The organism is Pseudomonas saxonica (genome assembly GCF_007858365.1).
Lineage (GTDB): Bacteria > Pseudomonadota > Gammaproteobacteria > Pseudomonadales > Pseudomonadaceae > Aquipseudomonas > Aquipseudomonas saxonica.
On record NZ_VFIO01000006.1, the window covers coordinates 230,253 to 249,973 of the forward strand.

Annotated in this window: 15 protein-coding genes; 8 read left to right on the forward strand and 7 right to left on the reverse strand. The window is 58.2% G+C overall.

Going from position 1 to position 19,721, the window contains the following annotated elements; all coding sequences use genetic code 11:
- Positions 1-13: 13 nt before the first annotated feature.
- Entirely contained in the window at positions 14-1,195 is a 1,182-nt protein-coding gene (locus FJD38_RS16425; protein ID WP_146386307.1) for an acetyl-CoA C-acyltransferase family protein, read from the forward strand.
- Between the two features lie 14 nt (positions 1,196-1,209).
- Here the strand turns inward: FJD38_RS16425 and FJD38_RS16430 are convergent, their stop codons facing one another.
- Positions 1,210-2,076 carry a pirin family protein gene (locus tag FJD38_RS16430; RefSeq protein WP_146386309.1) on the reverse strand — a complete coding sequence of 289 codons (867 nt, stop codon included), beginning with the start codon at positions 2,074-2,076 and terminating at the stop codon, positions 1,210-1,212.
- 212 nt (positions 2,077-2,288) lie between these two features.
- On the opposite strand from FJD38_RS16430, the gene pvdM reads away from it, so the two are divergent.
- The 4 genes from pvdM to FJD38_RS16450 all read left to right on the forward strand — a co-directional run bounded on the left by pvdM (position 2,289) and on the right by FJD38_RS16450 (position 9,000).
- The gene (gene pvdM / locus FJD38_RS16435; protein ID WP_146386311.1) at positions 2,289-3,638 is read left to right on the forward strand and encodes a pyoverdine-tailoring dipeptidase-like protein PvdM; all 1,350 of its coding nucleotides are present in this window, start codon (positions 2,289-2,291) and stop codon (positions 3,636-3,638) included.
- Positions 3,639-3,649: 11 nt separating this feature from the next.
- Positions 3,650-4,504, forward strand: a complete 855-nt coding sequence (gene pvdO, locus FJD38_RS16440) for a dihydropyoverdine dehydrogenase (protein WP_146386313.1) — start codon at positions 3,650-3,652, stop codon at positions 4,502-4,504.
- Positions 4,505-4,701: 197 nt separating this feature from the next.
- Positions 4,702-6,366 (forward strand): cyclic peptide export ABC transporter, encoded by a 1,665-nt coding sequence (locus tag FJD38_RS16445; protein WP_146386315.1) that lies wholly within the window; start codon positions 4,702-4,704, stop codon positions 6,364-6,366.
- A 159-nt stretch (positions 6,367-6,525) separates the two neighbouring features.
- The gene (locus FJD38_RS16450) at positions 6,526-9,000 is read left to right on the forward strand and encodes a TonB-dependent siderophore receptor (protein WP_146386317.1); all 2,475 of its coding nucleotides are present in this window, start codon (positions 6,526-6,528) and stop codon (positions 8,998-9,000) included.
- Positions 9,001-9,055: 55 nt separating this feature from the next.
- On the opposite strand, the gene FJD38_RS16455 is transcribed toward FJD38_RS16450, so the two are convergent.
- Together FJD38_RS16455 and FJD38_RS16460 are read right to left on the reverse strand one after the other, a co-directional pair.
- Entirely contained in the window at positions 9,056-10,882 is a 1,827-nt protein-coding gene (locus FJD38_RS16455; protein WP_146386319.1) for a glycoside hydrolase family 15 protein, read from the reverse strand.
- Positions 10,875-11,675, reverse strand: a complete 801-nt coding sequence (locus tag FJD38_RS16460) for a glucose 1-dehydrogenase (RefSeq protein WP_122782369.1) — start codon at positions 11,673-11,675, stop codon at positions 10,875-10,877. The genes FJD38_RS16455 and FJD38_RS16460 overlap by 8 nt, the downstream gene beginning before the upstream one ends.
- A 183-nt stretch (positions 11,676-11,858) precedes the next feature.
- On the opposite strand from FJD38_RS16460, the gene FJD38_RS16465 reads away from it, so the two are divergent.
- Positions 11,859-12,800, forward strand: coding sequence for a cupin domain-containing protein (locus FJD38_RS16465; protein ID WP_146386321.1), 942 nt, complete (start codon positions 11,859-11,861; stop codon positions 12,798-12,800).
- On the opposite strand, the gene FJD38_RS16470 is transcribed toward FJD38_RS16465, so the two are convergent.
- Positions 12,797-13,711 carry a LysR family transcriptional regulator gene (locus FJD38_RS16470; RefSeq protein ID WP_146386323.1) on the reverse strand — a complete coding sequence of 305 codons (915 nt, stop codon included), beginning with the start codon at positions 13,709-13,711 and terminating at the stop codon, positions 12,797-12,799. The genes FJD38_RS16465 and FJD38_RS16470 overlap by 4 nt on opposite strands.
- 104 nt (positions 13,712-13,815) lie before the next feature.
- Between FJD38_RS16470 and FJD38_RS16475 the strand changes: the two genes are divergently transcribed.
- Both FJD38_RS16475 and FJD38_RS16480 read left to right on the forward strand, forming a co-directional pair.
- On the forward strand, positions 13,816-14,679 hold the full coding sequence (locus FJD38_RS16475) for a LysR family transcriptional regulator (protein WP_122782313.1): 864 nt from the start codon (positions 13,816-13,818) through the stop codon (positions 14,677-14,679).
- Positions 14,680-14,771: 92 nt separating this feature from the next.
- Complete coding sequence (locus FJD38_RS16480) at positions 14,772-16,016, forward strand: D-mannose isomerase (protein ID WP_146386325.1); 1,245 nt, start codon at positions 14,772-14,774, stop codon at positions 16,014-16,016.
- Position 16,017: 1 nt separating this feature from the next.
- On the opposite strand, the gene FJD38_RS25060 is transcribed toward FJD38_RS16480, so the two are convergent.
- The 3 genes from FJD38_RS25060 to FJD38_RS16500 all read right to left on the reverse strand — a co-directional run bounded on the left by FJD38_RS25060 (position 16,018) and on the right by FJD38_RS16500 (position 19,669).
- The gene (locus FJD38_RS25060; RefSeq protein WP_341874138.1) at positions 16,018-16,605 is read right to left on the reverse strand and encodes a sigma factor-like helix-turn-helix DNA-binding protein; all 588 of its coding nucleotides are present in this window, start codon (positions 16,603-16,605) and stop codon (positions 16,018-16,020) included.
- Between the two features lie 154 nt (positions 16,606-16,759).
- The gene (locus FJD38_RS16495) at positions 16,760-17,506 is read right to left on the reverse strand and encodes an SDR family oxidoreductase (RefSeq protein WP_122782311.1); all 747 of its coding nucleotides are present in this window, start codon (positions 17,504-17,506) and stop codon (positions 16,760-16,762) included.
- 66 nt (positions 17,507-17,572) lie between these two features.
- Entirely contained in the window at positions 17,573-19,669 is a 2,097-nt protein-coding gene (locus FJD38_RS16500; protein ID WP_146386327.1) for a putative bifunctional diguanylate cyclase/phosphodiesterase, read from the reverse strand.
- Positions 19,670-19,721 lie beyond the last annotated feature (52 nt).

The window sequence follows — 19,721 nt, forward strand, 5'->3', positions numbered from 1 at the left end:
ATAAGGACCTGCCATGCAAGCCCCTGAAATTTTCATTCTCAGCGCCCGGCGAACGGCCATCGGCACGTTTGGCGGCGCACTCAAGGATATGCCGCTCTGCGATCTGGCCACCACGGTCGTCAAGGCCGCACTCATCGACAGTCAAGTCGAGGCCGAGCGCATCGGGCACGTGGTCATGGGCAATGTCATTGCCACTGAACCCAAGGACGCCTACCTGGCGCGGGTCGCCGCGATCAACGCGGGTATTCCCAAAGAAACACCGGCATATAACGTGAACCGCCTGTGCGGTTCCGGTTTGCAGGCGATCATTTCTGCCGCTCATACCCTGCAACTGGGCGATGCCGATTTCGCCATTGGCGGCGGCGCGGAATCCATGAGCCGTGGCCCTTACCTGATGCCGTCCGCCCGCTGGGGCGCGCGCATGGGGGATGCACTGATGCAGGACTATATGCTCGGGATTCTTCACGATCCGTTCCAGGGCATGCATATGGGCATCACGGCTGAAAATGTCGCGCAACGCAATCACATCAGTCGCGAAGCCCAAGACGCCTTGGCGTTTAGCGACCAGCAACGGGCCGCCCACGCTATCGCCCAAGGCTATTTCACCGCGCAAATTGCGGCTGTCGAGGTGCCCGGTCGAAAAGGCATCAGCCTGTTCAATGTCGATGAACACCCGCGTGTGACCACTCTTGCGCAACTGGCGCAGATGAAACCGGCGTTCAAAAAGGACGGCACCGTGACGGCGGGCAATGCTTCGGGCCTGAATGACGGCGCGGCGGCCCTGGTACTGGCCAGTGGTGATGCCGTTCGGGCCTCAAACCTCACCCCTATGGCGCGTCTGGTGGCGTATGCCCATGCCGGGGTCGAACCTGAACTGATGGGCCTGGGCCCCATACCGGCCACACGTCTGGCCCTCAAGCGTGCGGGTTTACGGATTGAGGATATGGACGTGATTGAAGCCAACATCGCCTTTGCAGCGCAGGCGTGTGCGGTGATGGAAGAGCTGGAACTTGACCCGGCCAAGCTCAACCCGAATGGCTCGGGTATAGCGTTGGGTCATCCGGTGGGCGCTACGGGTGCGATCATCGCCACCAAAGCGCTCCACGAACTGCAACGGATAAAAGGCCGCTATGCCCTGGCCACCATGTGCATTGGGGGCGGTCAGGGCATCGCGGTGATTTTCGAGCGGGTCTGAGCGCCAGCCCGGAGTTATCCGGGCATCCGCCCAAATTTACCGGACTGGAAGTCGATAAAGGCCTGTTGAATCTCGGCCTCGGTGTTCATCACAAACGGGCCGTGACCCACAATCGGCTCGTCGATAGGCTCACCGCTCAAGATCAACAACACAGCGTCGTTGTTGGCTTCAAGACGAATGCTGGAACCCTCGCGGCCAAACAGGGCCAACTGCCCTTCACGCACGACTTCCTGACCATTGACCTCCACCGCGCCGCGTAACACGACCAATGCCGTGTTGCGACCTTGATGAAGATCAAAGGCGGCCGATTTGCCTGCATTCAAGCGCACATCCCAAACATCGATCGGTGTGAAGGTACGCGCAGGGCCACGTTGGCCGTCGAACTCGCCGGCAATCAAGCGTAACCGACCGGCATCGTCCTTGAGTTCCAGATCTGGAATGTCACGATCCAGAATACCTTGATAGCCCGGTTCGGCCATTTTGTCCTTGGCGGGCAGGTTGACCCACAGTTGCACCATTTCAAGGGTCCCGCCGCTGCGGGCAAAGGCCTCAGAGTGAAACTCTTCGTGCAGGATTCCCGACGCTGCGGTCATCCATTGCACATCCCCCGGGCCAATTACACCGCCATTGCCGGTGGAGTCGCGGTGCTCCACTTCGCCTTTATAGACAATGGTCACTGTTTCAAACCCGCGATGCGGATGCTGACCTACGCCACGACGCTCTGAGGTGGGCGTGAATTCGGCTGGCCCCGCGTAATCCAGCAACAGAAACGGGCTGACATATTTGCCCATGCTGTCGTAGGAAAACATGGTGCGTACCGGAAAACCATCACCGACCCAATGGCCACGTGGAGCCGCATATACACCTAGGATTTTTTTCATCTAGCACCTCCTGAAATTCATGCCGACACTATAGATTCGCACCACCAAAGAGAGTAGATACTCATTTTGAAACTCATCGTTCCAAAAATAGAACATCCGACCGTGTACCCAAGCGCCTCGCCAGCCTAAATCCTGCGCCCTGCCCCTCGTTCTCTCCTGATAGCAAAGGCCGTGCGCCGGCCCCTTGACGGCGGATTCTGACTGAGATGGCAATGACTAAACCCCGTACAAAAAAAGCTCTGATGATAGGTATCCCCTTGGCATTGGTTGCTGCCCTGGGAGGTGGTTTTCTGGTCTGGGACACGTTTTACAAAGGCAACCCCGGTTACCCGTTGAAAATCGTCAAACAGGCCGACGAGCTTCAAGAGCGGCTTTTGTCGTTCGATAGCCACATCACAGTCCCGCTTGAATTCGGCACCGCAGGCAATGAGGCCGACAAAGACGGGCCTGGGCAATTTGATCTGGTCAAGGCGGCAAAAGGTCGTTTGTCCGGGGCGGCGCTGACCATTTTTGGATGGCCGGAAATATGGAATGGCCCCAACGCCCCGCACCGTCCCACGGCGGGTTTCGTCGAAGCCGCACGCAACGAACAGGAAGCCCGCTACCGGATCATCACCACGATGGTGCGCGACTTTCCCAATCAAGTTGCAATTGCCTACACCCCGGACGACTTCCGACGCTTGCATGGCGAGGGCAAGTTTGCGGTGTTTATCAGCATGCTCAATGCCTACCCGCTGGGTAACGATATCGACCAACTGGATAAATGGGCCGCACGTGGCATGCGCATGTTTGGCTTCAGTTATGTCGGCAACAACGACTGGTCTGACTCTTCGCGCCCGCTGCCCTTCTTCAATGACACACCCGACGCACTCAATGGCCTGTCAGAAACCGGCAAACAGGCCGTGCAGCGCTTGAATGATCTGGGCGTGATCATTGATGTGTCGCAAATGTCGAGCAAGGCGCTGGAGCAAGTCAGCCAGTTGAGCCGCACACCGCTCGTGGCATCGCATTCGGCGCCCCGGGCGCTGGTGGATATACCGCGCAACCTCAGCGACAAGGAAATGCAGTTGATCAAGGCCAGCGGTGGCGTGGTGCGAATTGTTGGCTTTGGCACGTATCTGCGGCCCTTGAGCCAAGACAGTCAGGACAAACTCAACGCCCTGCGCAGCCAGTTCGATTTACCGCCTTTGCACAACCTCGAAATGGCGCTGATGCCGGGTGACCCGATTATCACCGTCTGGCCTGAACAGCGCTTCGGCCAATACGCCAGCGGCCTATACGGCATTGTCGACGAAGAACCCAAAGCCACCCTCAAGGATTACGGCGATGCCATTGATTACGCCGTAAAGAAAATCGGCATTGATCACGTCGGCATCAGCTCCGACTTCAATGATGGCGGCGGTCTGGACGGCTGGAAGGATGTCAGCGAAGCCCGCAACGTCACTGCCGAACTGCTGCAACGCGGTTACTCCGAGGGTGATATTGCCAAGCTGTGGGGCGGCAATTTTCTTCGGGTCTGGGACAGCGTCCAAAAAGCCGCCAAGCCAACGTCTACTGATTAAGTGAAATAACCATGCCTACGTTGAAACCCTTGTACTACCTGCCTTTGCTCGCCTTGCTCGGCGCGCCTGCAGCCCATGCCGATGCACCTGGCACCGTCTTCAAAGACTGCAAGCATTGTCCGGAAATGGTCGTACTGCCCACCGGCAGTTTTATGATGGGTACGCCAGAAGATGAAGTCGGCCGCGAGCCCGATGAAGGCCCGATGCATAAGGTGACCTTCAGCACGCCAGTAGCCATCAGTCGTTTTCAAGTGACGGCGGCTGAGTTTGACGCCTATATCAAAGAAACCGGGGTCAAGATTGCCGATGGTGATGATCGTCCCGGTCGCGCCTGTATTGCCAGCAAACCGCGTTACCCGCAAGGGCCCCGGCAGCCTGCGGTGTGCATGGACTTCAAGGACGTTGAAGACTATGTGGCGTGGATTTCGGAGAAAACCGGTAAGCCGTATCGCATGGTCAGCGAAGCCACCCGTGAGTATGCAGCGCGCTCAGGCTCAACCGGCCCGTTCCCCTTCCCGATGGACGAAGGCAAGGGTTACAGCATCGCCCAACATGCCAACACCTACGGGCCTGCGGATGGCTACAGCTATACCTCGCCAGTGGGCAGTTACCCGCCCAATGCCTTTGGCGTGTATGACATGCACGGCAATGTGTATGAGTTTGTTGAAGACTGCAAACACAGTGACTACGCAGGCGCGCCAACCGATGGCAGCGCGTGGGTGACGGGCAGCACCTGTGAGCTGCGCCAGATTCGTGGCAATGACTGGGGTGAAGCGCCGGTATTTTCGCGCTCGGGCAATCGCAATGACATCTACCCCCAGACTCGCGGCGACTGGATCGGATTTCGGGTTCAGCGCGATCTATAGGGATCAAAAGCCCCTCACCCCAGCCCTCTCCCAAAGGGAGAGGGAGCTTGTACGCGGCGAATGATATTTCATGAACAACTCAAATCAGTCCCCTCTCCCTTTGGGAGAGGGTTAGGGTGAGGGTCGTTCGTTAAATCCACCGCCCAATCACTCGTTCACAAGAGACCGTCTTCCCTTGATCCAAGGAACTCTTGTTTATGAGCCAGTGCGCAACACCCCGAACCTCACCGGGGGTTCTTCGAGAGCTGTTAACCCTGCTCAAGCCGTTCCGCCTTATCGTCTGCCTGTCGGTCCTGCTGGGCATGATCGGCGGGTTAAGCGTGACGGTGCTGCTGGCAACCATCAATAACGCGCTGCATGCCGAAGGTGGCCTCACCCAAAATGTGGTCGCGGTGTTTGCCGGGCTGTGTGTACTGGCCCTGCTCAGCACCATTTGCTCAGACATCGGCAGCAACTATGTCGGCCAGCACATCATTGCCAGACTGCGTAAGGAACTCGGCGAAAAAGTGCTCTCGGCACCCATCTCGCAAATCGAACGCTACCGCAGTCACCGCCTGATCCCAGTGCTGACCCACGACGTCGACACCATCAGCGACTTCGCCTTCGCCTTCGCCCCCCTGGCCATTTCACTGACCGTAACCCTTGGCTGCATGGGCTATCTGGCCATGCTGTCATGGCCGATGTTTCTGATGATGCTGGTGGCGATTGTCATCGGCACAATCATTCAGTACATCGCCCGGGGGTATGGCCTCAACGGTTTCTCTGAAGCCCGCGAAGCCGAAGACGAGCTGCAAAAGCACTACAACGCCATTGCCGAGGGCGCCAAGGAGCTGCGCATTCACCGGCCGCGCCGCCAGCGCATGTTCAACTCGGGCATTGCCCACACCGCGCAAAAAATCTGTGACATTCAGGTCCGCTCGATCAACACCTTCGTGATCGCCAAAAGCCTGGGCTCAATGCTGTTTTTCGTCGTCATCGGTTTGGCGCTGGCCATGCAGTCGCTGTGGCCGAGCAATAACCCCGGCGTCATTAGCGGCTTTGTGCTGGTGCTGCTGTACATGAAAGGCCCGCTGGAGCATTTGATCAGCACCCTGCCGATCATCAGCCGCGCACAAATTGCCTTCCGCCGTATTGCTGATCTGTCTGAACAGTTCAACTCACCCGAACCGCATTTGTTGCTCAATGACCAAGGCACGCCCGACAAGACCGTAAACAGCCTGGAGCTGGTGGACGTCAATTACAGCTTCGCCGCTGTTGAAGGCAGCGCACCGTTTCGACTGGGGCCGGTGAACCTGAAGATCAATCAGGGTGACATTGTGTTTATCGTTGGCGAAAACGGCTGCGGCAAAACCACCCTGATCAAACTGCTGCTGGGTCTGTACGCACCGCAACAGGGTGAGATTCGCCTCAACGGCAAGGCCGTTGACGCCCAAACCCGTGACGACTATCGCCAGCTGTTCACCACCATTTTTGCCGACTACTACCTGTTCGACGACGTGGTGCAGGGCGACATGAAAATCCCTCAGGACGCCGAGCAATACCTCAAGCGTCTGGAAATTTCGCACAAGGTCAGCATCACCGACGGTCAGTTCAGCACCACCGACCTCTCCACTGGCCAGCGCAAGCGCCTGGCGCTGGTCAACGCCTGGCTTGAAGAGCGCCCTGTGCTGGTGTTTGACGAATGGGCGGCCGACCAGGACCCCACCTTCCGGCGCATTTTCTATACCGAGCTGCTGCCGGATCTCAAGCGACTGGGCAAAACCATCATCGTGATCTCCCACGACGACCGCTATTTCGACGTCGCCGATCAACTGGTGCGCATGGACAGCGGCAAAGTCTCTACAGCACTGGAAACAGCCTGATATCGGCACCGCTGCCACAGCCTGTGGTAGCGGCAACCGGGGCTGCAAAAATTAAATTTCACAAATACAGGAACTTCATTCCGGTTTCTTAATCGCGCTGCGTCTAATAACTATTCCCATTAACAAATAATAATTCCCCCTTTGGAGCCTAGGCACGCAATGCAACGACCACACTTGAGCCGGACCCCCCTTTCGATTGCCACCCAACGCCAGACGGTTCGCCAAACCTTGCTGTCCAGTGCTTTGGTTGCCTCGGTATTATTGGGGTCTTCAATGGCCCAGGCGGCTCCGGTTGCCTTGAACATTCCAGCGCAATCGTTGGCCAGCGCGTTGAATGAGTTTGGCAAACAAGCCAATCTGCAAGTGCTGTATAGCCCGGATCAGGTGCAGGGAATCAAGTCGCGTACCGTTTCGGGCTCGCTGGAGCCGGTCAAGGCACTGGAAACCCTGCTGCAAGGCAGCGGCATTTCGTATCAGCTCAATGGCGACACGGTGATTCTGAACGCGCCTCAGGGCCAGGGCCTTGAGCTGGGAGCCACCACCGTTTCCGGCCAAGGGCTGGGCACCTCGCTGACCACGGAAGACACCGGTTCATACACAACGGGGGCCACCAGCAGCTCCACCAAGCTACCGTTGTCGATTCGCGAAACACCCCAGACCGTTACGGTGGTCACCCGTCAGAACATGGACGATCAGGGTGCTCAAAGCATTGGCGACGTACTGCGCAATGCGCCGGGTATTTCCACCCAGGCCTATGACAGTGACCGCATGGAATATTCGGCCCGTGGCTATGCCATCACCAATTACCAATACGACGGCGTCAACTCGATGTATGACGGCGTGTTTGATGAAGGCGCCACCAAGGTCGACATGGCCTTGTATGACCGCGTTGATATCGTCAAAGGGGCCACCGGCCTGCTGTCCGGTTCCGGCGAACCTTCGGCGACCGTTAACATGATCCGTAAAAAACCGACCCGAGAATTCAAGGCGTCAATTACCGGAAGCGTTGGCTCGTGGGACAACTACCGCACCGAAGGCGATATTTCCGGGTCGTTGAATGACGATGGCAGCGTGCGTGGACGACTGGTCGGGGTGTATCAGGATGCTGATTCGTATATCGACCACTACTCCCGAAAGAATGACGTGTTCTACGGCATCATCGAGGCCGACCTGACCCCGGACACGACCCTGACGTTTGGCATGGATTACCAGAACATCAAGCCCCGCGGCTCGTCCTGGACCGGTAACCCGTACTACTTCTCGGACTACAGCAAAACTGACTTCAGCCGCTCGTTCAACCCGGCTACCGACTGGAGCCGTCGCGATGTTCAGGCGCAAACCACGTTTGCCTCCCTTGAGCACCGCTTTGCCAATGACTGGAAAATCAAAGGCACGCTGAACCAGCAAACCAACGACCATGACACCCAATTGGGCTCAGCCAGTGGCGGCACGCCCAATCCAGTCACCGGTGACGGCATGTTCTTCTACTGGGGCAAGTGGGAAGGCCATCGCGTGCAAACCACTGCCGATATCAATGCCAGCGGCCCGTTCACGCTGTTCGGCCGCGAGCATGAACTGGTCGTGGGCGTTACCTCGCAAGACTCCCGCCAAACCGGCGCAACCTTCGACGGTAGCCTGTTCGAAATGGTGCCCGGGAGCATCTTTGACTGGAACGGCCATTACCCGGAGCCGGACTTCCCGAAAAACGGCAAATACGAAACCAACCAGAACCAGAACAGTGCCTACATGGCTGCGCGCTTCAAGCCTACCGACGATTTGTCGCTGATTCTGGGCACCCGCGTCAGCGACTTCCAGTACAACAGCACCTACAAGTACTACGTGCAATCGAGCACGTTCAGCGATAACAAAACCACCTCCAAACAGCACGGTCGTGTCACACCGTATGCGGGTGTGGTGTATGACATCAACGACACTTACTCGGCCTACGCCAGCTACACCTCGATCTACAAACCAGTCACTGACCGCAGCATTTCCGGCACCACGCTGGCACCTACAGAAGGCAACAGCTACGAATTGGGCTTGAAGGCCGAGTACTTCGATGGCCGCCTGAATGCCAGCGTTGCAGCGTTCCGCACTGAACAGAAAAAACTGCCGATTCAGGTCGGCACCAACCCGAATACCAACGAGGGCATCTATGAGTCCCTGGATGGTGCTACCACCAAGGGCATCGAGTTTGAGCTGACCGGCGAAATAATGCGCGACTGGAACGTAATTGCCGGTTACACCTACGCCCAGACCCGTTCCGATGATGGCGAACGGGTGTATGGCTACCCGCTGCAAACCACCAAACCGGAAAACGTCGCCAAACTGTTCACCACCTACCGTCTGCCGGGCGTGCTGAACAAAGTCACCGTGGGCGGTGGTGTGAACTGGCAAAGTCCGTTCTACGGCCAGATCTACAACGATCCCAAGGGCGATTACGACATCATCGAGCAACACAGCTACGCGCTGGTCAACCTGATGACCCGGTACGAATACAATGAACACCTGACCTTCAACCTGAATGCCGACAACGTCTTCGACAAGAAGTACCTGTCAGGTCTGGGCAACTTCAACACCACGTACTACGGCGCGCCTCGCAGTCTGATGCTGACCACCAAGTACACGTTCTAAACGGATAAGTGTTCAACACAAAAGCCCCGGCTCAATGATCCGGGGCTTTTGCATTTCAGGGTTGCCACTGAGTCTTTTGGTGATCCAGCTTTCGGTCCAGAAAACTCGCCGCGCTGATCAACGCCAAATGAGTCAAGGCCTGAGGCGTATTGCCTAAATGACGGGCGTGACTGTCGAACTCCTCGGCGTACAACCCCAGCGGGTTGGCATAGCGCAGTAACTGCTCGAATTCCAGATGCGCCTTTTCAACCTGCCCGGCCCGGGCCAGACATTCCACGTACCAGAATGAACAGGCGGCAAAGGCCCCTTCTGTGCCTTGCAGGCCATCCATGCCACTGTCCTCGTTGCGGTAGCGATAGACCATGCCGTCACGCACCAGGGTTTTTTCTATGGCGGCCAGCGTGGCCAGCCACGCAGGGTCTGTGGCGCCGATAAAACGCACTAATGGCATCAACAACATTGAGCCGTCCAGTGCCGTGCCGCCTTTGTACTGAACAAAATGACCGCGCTCGGCGTTAAAGAAATTAGCCCATATATCGCTGTGAATTGCTTGGCGGGTGTCGTTCCACTGCGCGAATGGTGCGGGCAGTGAGCGCTTTGACGCCAGACGAATAGCCCGGTCGAGTGCTACCCAGCACATCAACCGGGAATGCAGAAAGTGATGTTTCTCACCGCGCATCTCCCAAATACCGACATCGGCCTGATTCCAGGTGTCGCAGACGTGATTCACGATTTGGGTCACATGCTGCCAACCCTCGTGACTGATCGCCTCTCCGTATTTATTGGTCAGGTACACCGCGTCCAGCAACTCGCCGTAAATATCCAGCTGCACTTGCTCAACGGCACCATTGCCGATGCGCACCGGCACCGACCCGCCGTGGCCAGATAAATGACCCAGGGTGGTTTCGGCCAAGTCGGTGCGCCCATCAATGCCGTACATGATCTTGAGTTTGAGCGGTTCAGCGCAGCACTCCCCTACTCGACCGCGCAACCAGCGCATAAACCCGTTGGCCTCCTCGACAAACCCCAGACGCATAAAGGCGTACACTGTAAAGGACGCGTCGCGAATCCAGGTGTAGCGATAATCCCAATTACGCTCGCCGCCGGGGGTTTCCGGCAAACCAAAGGTAGCCGCGGCGATAATCGCGCCGGTATCACGAGAGGTGAGCAACTTGAGGGCCAGCGCCGAGCGATTGATCATTTCTCGCCAGCGGCCTCGATAAGTCGATTGCGCTATCCAGCGGCGCCAGTAATGCAGGGTGCGCTGCAAGGCCAAATCACCCTCGCCGACTTTGACCCGTGGATCGTCGCCCGCGCCCAGTACAAACTCCGCGCTTTCGCCTTCTTTCAAGGTAAAGCGGCTACAGGCTGCTTGAGCCTCAATGTTCAAGGGCTGGGTGGAGGCCAGTCGCAGGGTCGGCTGGCCCTGTGCCTGAAAACACACATCGGCACCGTCCACAATGGCTTGAGTACCAGCCCGTGCATAGTCATGACGCACGGCACAGCGCAGGTCAAAAGTCGCGCTGCCGCTGATAACGCGCACCCGGCGCATCAACAGGGGCAACTCATCCTCATGGTCACTAACGGGTAACAGGTCCGTCACTTCGACCACCGCTTCCTGCGCCAACCAGCGGGTTTGCAGGACATTGCTGTCAGGCAGGTACATCTGTTCGCGGCGAGCATCCGGCAACTGCGGTGCCAACTGAAAAATACCGGCCTGGGGGGTGTCCAGCAGTGAGCAGAAAATGGAAGGACTGTCGAACTCGGGCCAGCAGAAAAAATCCACGCTGCCCCGATCATTGACCAACGCAGCGGTGCGCATGTCACCAATGATGCCGTGGGCTTCAATAGCGCTTTGCGATTGCTCAGAAAGTTTAACCATTGCCACGGAACTCCGGATAAAGGCTCATACCGCCGTCAATAAACAGCGTACTGCCGACGACATAGTCAGAAACGTCGCTGGCCAGCCACACCACAGCGTTGGCCACATCGTCAGCCTCGCCGACACGACCATAAGGAATCAGTTTCAACAATGCTTGCTCAGCAGCGCCCTGAGTGACTTCACGGTTGATCGCGGTGCGAATGGCTCCCGGCGCGATGCCATTGATGCGGATTTTCTGATGGCTGACCTCCTGCGCGAGGCTGCGCATCAGCATCTCGACGCCGCCCTTGGAGGCCGCGTAGTTAACGTGCCCGGCCCAGGGAATCAGCTGGTGAACCGAGCTCATGTGAATAATCTTGCCCGCCGCACAGGACACGCCGGGGCGAATGCCCTGGCGATTGAAGATCCGCAACGCGGAACGTGCACACAGGAACTGGCCGGTGAGATTGACCCCGATCACCGCATTCCATTGCTCCAGCGTCATATCGACCACCGCCGCATCTTTTTGCCAGCCGGAGTTGGCCACCAGGATGTCGAGGTAGCCGAACGCATCCAGGGTCTGGGCAAACAGTTGCTCGACATCCGCCTCTTTGGAGACGTCACCGGGCAACGCGATTGCCCTGCCTCCAGACTGATTGATCTCATCGGCCAACGCTTGGGCGGGGGCTGCCTGTGAATGGTAATTGAGCACCACCGCAGCACCTGCGCCAGCCAGTGCGCGGGCACTGGCGGCTCCCAGTCCGGAGCTTGCGCCAGTGACTAGAGCGACCTGTTGAGCAAGAGATATGTGCATGATTGCCAGTGCCTGTTTTGTGGGAGGGCCTTGACTGCTGACCGGCTCACGGGCGCAGGAGTTCAACCGCTGGGCCATCAATGAACGCCCTTTTGCGCATAACTGCTGTTCCCGTTCAGGCTTTAACCTCAGCAACAGCGCTTCGTATAGTGGCCTTCAGATCACCCACAAGAAGAAATCCTGATGAACAGCCTGACTGCGCCGCTGCAAAACATCGATGTCATAAATGCCGAACGGGACGCCGAGTACTTTGAGTACAGCAAGGCAGCCAACCCCATCAGTGCGGGATTGATTTCCCGTATTCCTTACCAGAACTTTCCGTCTTCTTTGTATGACTCTGGCCCCAGCCGTGTGGTGCCGCTGGATTTGAGCGAAGCACTCGGTTGCGAAGGCCCGGCGACCGGGCCAGGGTTACTGGCCAGTTTTATCCGCCTCAATGCCGGTGACACCCTATGCCTGACCCCCACTGCCACCTCACAAGTGCTGTACGTGATCGCAGGCCAAGGCTCGCTGGGGCAAGGCAGCTGTTCGTTTGAATGGGAAAAAGGCTGCTTTATCGCCCTGCCGGGTATGGAGTCGGTGCAACTCACGGCCAGCGCAGATGCCCGCTTCTATTACGTGCATGACGAGCCGTTGTTGCGCTACTTGGGCGTGGCACCCACCCGGCAATCCTTTAGCGCGACCTTGTACCCCGCACAGAAAGCCAACGCCAAACTGCGCGAAGCCGCCGATGATCCCCGCGCGCAAGATCGCAGCCGTGTCAGCATCCTGCTGGGCAACCGGCACTTCCCGCAGACGCGAACCGTGACGCATGTGCTCTGGGCCATGTACGGCATCTTGCCCGCAGGCTCGGTGCAAAAACCCCATCGCCATCAATCCATCGCCCTGGACTTCATCATCGACTGCCCTGCGGGCTGCTACACACTGGTCGGCAGCGAGATTGATGAAAATGGCCAGATTCGCAACCCGACCCGCGTGGACTGGGCACCGGGGTTAGCCTTTGTCACCCCGCCGGGTTACTGGCATGCGCATTTCAATGAATCCGACAGTGAAGCGTTCTTGATCCCGATTCAGGATGCGGGCTTGCAAACCTATCTGCGCGCACTGGATATCCGCTTCAGCTAACGCTGCCAAAACGCCGGGCTGCCCACCTGCTCCACCATAAAGTCGATAAAACAGCGCACTTTGGACGACACAGTGCGCTTGGGCGGATATACCAGCCACAGCGCCGCAGGCACCTGTGTCGCCTGCACCCGCCAATCAGGCAGCCAGTTGACCAACTCGCCTCGCGCCAGCTTTTCGGTCACCAACCAGTCCGGCAACAGCGCAACGCCCAAGCCCTGTTCAACGGCCAGTAACTGCGCATCCAGCTCATTGATACGCAGCGGGCCGTTGATTGCGACTCGCTGCATGGCTGGGGCAAGGCCTTGGTGCGCGACAAAAAAAACCTCGTTGGGCAGATTGCCATTGAGCACTACCGGCCCCAATGCTTGCGGGGTATCGGGGGCGGGATGCTGTTGCGCATAGGCGGCACTGACACACACCAGCGTGTGCTCACTGGCCAGTTTGCGCGCCTTGAGGCTGGAGTCGGGCAAGGTGCCAATGCGTAATGCCAGGTCCACACCGGTGCTGATGAGGTTGACGTGGTGTTCGTCCAGGGTCAGTTCCAGGTGCACCTCTGGATACCGAGCCGCAAAAGCCCCCAGCAGCGGCACAATGTGATGCCGGGCAAACGCGGGCGGCACAGTCAGTTTGAGCACACCCCGTGGGCGCTGATTGAGCGAGGACGTCGCCTGTCGCGCTTGATCCAGCTCGTCCAGCACACGCAGGGCGTGAAGCAGGAAGGTTTCACCGCCTTCCGTCAAATGCAGCGTGCGCGTTGAACGGTTGAAAAGGGCAATGCCCAGATCCTGCTCCAAGTCTTTGATGTAGCGCGACACCGTCGAGGCTTTGATCGACAGCTTTTCAGCGGCGCGGGAGAAATTATTGGCGTGGGCCGCTTCGACAAAAGCGTTCAAGGCAGCAAAGTAGTCCATTGGCGGCACACATCCGAGAAAAGTCCCTGAAGGCTATCAGAGCCGAGTATTAGTGAGTCAAACCAAATCCCACTACACTGGCTTCTTTGCACAATGGCGCGATCATGGACCTCGACCTGGCCCGTACTTTCCTCGAAATCGTTCGTAGCGGCAGCCTCGCCAGCGCGGCCGAAAAACTTCACGTCACCCAGACGGCCGTTACTGCACGGGTGCAAAAGCTCGAAAGCCTGCTCGGGGTGACGCTGTTCGTGCGTAACCGCGCCGGCGCCAAACTGACCCCCGACGGCGAAGCGTTTGTGGTGTACGCCAACCAATTGCTGCAAACCTGGGAGGCAGCCCGGCGCGATTTACCTCGCCCCGAAGGCTTGCACCAGATGCTGCATATCGGCGGTGAAGTCAGCCTGTGCAACCCGTTGATACTGGACTGGGCCAAAACCGTGCGCCAACACCTGCCAACCCATGCCCTGCGCGTGCAGATTCGCGACTGCGAACAGTTACTGCGCCAAGTGGAAATGGGCCTGCTGGACGCGGCGCTGGTGTACCAGCCAGCGTACTGGCCGGGTGTACAAGTGGAGCAGTTGCTGGAAGAAAAACTGATCCAGATACGTCGTCCCGATCTTCCTGAACCCTACGTCTATGTGGACTGGGGTGACGAGTTCCGTCAGCAACACGATGCCGCCCTGCCCGACAAAGCCCGTGCCGCCATCAGTTTCAATCTGGGGCCGGTGGCGCTGCACTACATTCTGGATAACGGCGGCAGCGGTTACTTTCGTACCCGGGTGGTTGAAAGCTACCTGGCCAGCGGCGCTCTGGAGCGCGTGCCAAAGGCCCCCGAATTCACTTATCCGACCTATCTGGTGTATTCACGCGAACGCGACAGCCCCGCCTTGCAGCAGGCCATCGTGTTATTGCGCGAAAGGGTCAAGCACGACAGCGATTGGTCACAGCGCTGGGGGGCCGAAATTTAAGCGTATCTGACACAGATGAAAGCTTTCAGCTTTGCGGCTGATCCCTTAGTCTGCGTGCGCAGAACATCGCACAAAAACAATACAGGTGGCCCATGACCGACCTTACTCGGGCCAGCGACAGCTGGCTGACATCCTTGCCCCATCAACAGTGGCTGCACGATCAGGGGCAGACACTGCTGGACTTCGCCAAAGCCTCGCGCGTGCCCCTCGGGTTTGCCCAGCTCGACCGCTTTGGCCGCCGCGCAGACACGGCCCCAGCCGACACCATCACCACCGCGCGCATGGTCCACAGTTTCTCGCTGGCCCATATTCAAGGCCTGCCGGGTTGCGCCCCCTTGATCGACCATGGGCTGGCAGCACTGGCCGGTCCTCTGCGTGACCCCGAACACGACGGCTGGTTTGCCAGCCCTCACGCGCAGGACGGAAACACCCGCAAAGCCGCTTATCTGCATGCCTTTGTTGCCTTGGCAGCCAGCTCCGCAGCGGTGGCTGGACGCGGTGGCTCCGCTGAATTGCTGGGCGATGCGGTGGCCATTCTTGAGAACCGCTTCTGGGCCGAGCACGAGGGCGCCTTGCGCGAAAGCTTTACTCGCGACTGGAGCGATTGCGAAGAATATCGCGGCGCCAACAGCAATATGCATGGCACCGAAACGTTTTTGGCTCTGGCCGATGTGCTTGACGAAGACCTGTGGCTGGACCGCGCCCTGCGCATGGCCGAACGGGTGATTCACCAGCACGCCGCTAACGCCGACTACTTGCCCGTCGAGCATTTCGATGCACACTGGCACCCTTTGCCCGACTATAACCGGGACAACCCCGCGGACGGTTTTCGGCCCTTCGGCAAAACACCGGGTCATGCGTTTGAATGGGCCCGCCTGTTGCTGCACCTTGAGGCAGCACGCCTGCAGCGCGGTCTGCCCGTGCCTGAATGGTTGTTGGGCGATGCTCGCCAGTTGTTCGCCAGCGCGTGCCAGTTTGGCTGGAATGTCGATGGCAACCCCGGAGTGGTGTACACCCTGGACTGGGACAACCGCCCGGTGGTGCGCGAACGCCTGCACTGGACGCTGGCCGAAGCCTCGGTAGCCGCGGCAGCACTATTGCAACGTACGGGTGAATCCCTATACGAAGTCTGGTACCAACGCTTTTGGGACTACATCGACCTGCACATGATTGACCGCCAGTATGGCAGTTGGCATCACGAGCTGAACCACGACAACCTGCCTTCTGAAACGATCTGGCCCGGCAAGCCTGATCTGTACCACGCTTACCAGGCCACGTTGCTGCCGCGCCTGCCATTGGCTATCAGTCTGGCCAGTGCGTTGAAATTGCGTCGCTGAATCACAGGCCGAGCAAGAGTAAAAACAGACCGCCTTGCAGCATTTTTTTGTGAAAAGTACAGGGGCTGCCCAGCAGTACTTGCTGCGCGGCCTCGAGCTGCCCTGAACGGTGCAGCGCGACGGCATGCAACGTCGCTACCGGGGCCTTCAACACCCCGGCAACCCGCTGCCAGGCAGCCAAATGCTCGGGGTTTTCAACTAACCAGGCCTTGAACACCTGACGCTGCGAAGGGCAGGCATGCCCGGACTCCAGTCGCAACAGCCAATCAATGGCGGCCTGCGTCGTCGCATCAAGTCTGGCTTTGCCCATCGACACACACTGCGCAAAAGCCCTGCGCAACTCACGTTCGACGGTGCTCAACGAAACACCTAATTGGTCGGCAATGGCTTGCTGCGTCAGCCCTTCCAGACGGTTGAGCAAAAACGAACGTTTGACCCGCAAAGGCAAGCCTGCAAGTGCGCGGTCGATCTCTTCAATCGCATCGCGCATCAAGCGGGAGTCTTCGCCAGACAGGCCGCCGCGCCACCCCGCATCATGAGGGCAATCGTGACGTGTGAGCGCGGTGTCGGATTCCAGAGTGATAGGCACGATAATAATCAGACTCAAATAGCAATAAGTCGCATTATCAGCCTATCAACAGAAAATGCAATCTCGCGTGCGTTAAAGGAGCCTTCGCAGCACCCACTCTCCAACGTGAGCAAAACCCTCGCAGTCAGTGACGAGTTCACCTCCCGCTGGTGTGTTAGCGCCCGCCCCCCAGATCCAGAAAAGTGCCCGTGGTGTAAGACGCTTTATCCGACAGTAGCCAGATAATCGCTTCGGCCACTTCATCCGGGCGCCCGCCCCGGCCCATGGGGATAATCGGCTCGAGCTTGCTGACGCGACCCGGATCACCACTCAACGCATGAAAGTCGGTAAAGATATAGCCCGGCCGCACCGCATTGACTCGAATCCCCTCTCCCGCCAACTCTTTGGACAAGCCCAGGGTGAAGGTATCCAGCGCACCTTTGGAGGCCGCGTAATCGACGTATTCGCCGGGCGATCCCAGTCGTGCAGCAACCGACGAGACATTGACAATATTGCCGCCTTGCCCGCCGTACCGGGGCGACATCCGTAACACCGCATGCTTGGCACACAGTATCGGCCCCAGCACGTTGGTTTTCAGGGTGTGCATGACCCGCAGTTCAGACAGTTCATCAACCCGCGATTTAAGGCCCACGGTGCCCGCATTGTTGACCAGCGCAGTGACCGGGCCCAACTGCTCATCGACCTCAAGAAACAGGCGGATGATGTCTTCTTCGTCGCTCACATCGGCGCGTATGGCGATGGCTTTGGCCCCCAAGCCACGCACCTGCGCCAGCACTTCATGGGCTGCTGCATCGTCAGCCAGATAGTTGATGCAAATCTTGTAGCCCTGCCGCGCCGCCAGCACTGCGGTGGCTGCGCCAATGCCACGGCTGCCACCGGTGATCACGATGACTTTGTCCATAAATACGCGCTCCCTCATCAACGGTGCAAATGTGGCCACCAGAATAACCGCGAACGCTTTGATTTGTCAGGAAGGCGTTAATTTGCTGTGGGACGTATGTTCCGCACGATGAATATCCACCATGAATTGCTCGGCAGGCCGGGGTTCGCCCAGCAAAAACCCTTGCAAGGCATCACACCCCAGCGTGGTCAAAAAGCTTTGCTGCATGTCGGTTTCAACGCCTTCAGCCACGATCCGCAACCCCAGCGCCTGGCCCAACGCCACAATCGCCGAGACGATGGCCGCGTCATCGCTGTCATGTTCCAGGTCACGCACAAAGCCTCGGTCAATCTTGAGCTCATTGGCCGGCAAGCGCTTGAGGTACATCAAACTGGAGTAGCCCGTACCAAAGTCATCGATGGACAGGTCGACCCCCATCTGCGAAAGCCGTTGCAACACGGTCATGCTCGCATCGGCATCACTCATGGCCGTGGTTTCGGTGATTTCCAGGGTCAAGCTGTTGGCCGGTAGCTGGTGACGCTCCAACGCCGAGACCACACTGTCCACCAGCCCCGCATAGCAAAACTGCAAGGCAGACAGGTTGACCGCGATACGCCAGTGGGTATATCCCTCATCGAACCAAAGCCGCATCTGGCGGCAGGCTTCATTGAGCACCCATTCGCCAATCGGAATGATCAGTCCGGTTTTTTCCGCCAAATCTATGAAGTGCTCCGGCAGCAATAACCCCTGCTGTGGATGCTCCCAGCGCAATAACGCTTCGGCGCCCACGGGCTGGCCACTGCCGGCGTCAAACTTGGGTTGGTAATGCAAGCGAAACTGCTTGTGCTCCAGCGCCTGACGCAAGTCTTGCAGCAGTTGCAGTTGCTTGCGTGCATTGGTGTTCATCGACACATCGAAAAAGCTGTAGCCATTTTTACCCGCGCCCTTGGCGTGATACATGGCCGCGTCGGCGTTCATCAACAACTCTTCAGCGGTCAAGCCATTGCCGGGAAACAAGGCAATTCCCACGCTCGCCGAAATCTGCAAATCATGCTCATCCACCCGGAACGCTTTTGACAACAAACTGACTTGGCGTGCCGCCACTCGCGGGGCATCGTCGGGCTCACTCAAGCGCACCAGCAGCACAAACTCATCGCCGCCAATGCGCGCCAATGTGTCCTGACTGCGCAGTTGCTCACGTAAACGCAAGGCGACTTCGCGCAACAGGCGATCGCCCAAATGATGGCCGAAGGCATCGTTGACCGGCTTGAAGCCGTCAAGATCGATAAACATCAAGGAGAACACACCACCTTGCTCAGTGGTTTCAGCCATCGCCTGGCTGATCCGGTCGGCCAACAGAATACGATTGGGCAACCCTGTGAGCGTGTCGTGCAGCGCCAACTGGGTCAATTCTTCATTAGCCTGGCTCAGGGAAGTGGCCAAAACCGCCGTACGTGCCTCAAGCCGCGCATCAAAAATCGAGGTCAGCAATGCAATGACCAATACTGCCAGACTGCTGATCAACACCAGGGTGTCCAGCCCCTTGCCACTTAAACCGTCGAGGGCAGCCCCACAAAAACTGCCCTCTGGAAAGTTAGCCGCCGCCATGCCGGTGTAGTGCATGCCAACAATGGCCAGCCCCATAATGATCGAAGCCCCAGCTCGCGCCAGACGGACATAAGGCATCTGTTTGCGCAGGCGAAAAGCGATCGACAGTGCAGCCGCCGAAGCGCCCACCGCGATCAACAGAGACAGACCAAATAACGCTGGATCGTAATCAATGCCCGGCTGCATGCGCAACGCAGCCATGCCGCTGTAGTGCATGGCGCTGATGCCTGAGCCCATGATCAAGGCACCCAATAACAACTGCAGCGCGGGCAAGCGTGGCTGGCTGACCAGCCAGAGGGCAAAGCCTGAGGAAAGAATCGCCACCAGTAATGACCAAAGCGTCAGCCCCAGGTCGTAGCCGAGCGTGATCGGTAACTCCAGCGCAAGCATCCCGATAAAATGCATCGACCACACGCCAAAACCCATGGCCAGTGCGCCGCCACCGATCCACAGGTACACACTGCGGCCACGCGCAGTGGCAATACGGCCAGTCAGATCCAAGGCAGTGTAAGAGGCCAGAATGGCAACGCAAAGAGAGATGAAAACCAGCGCGGGGGAGTAAGAAGCAGAAACCATGAGCGTTCTCTTGAGCATGTGGCGATTAGCCTGCATGCCCGTTAAAAGGGCG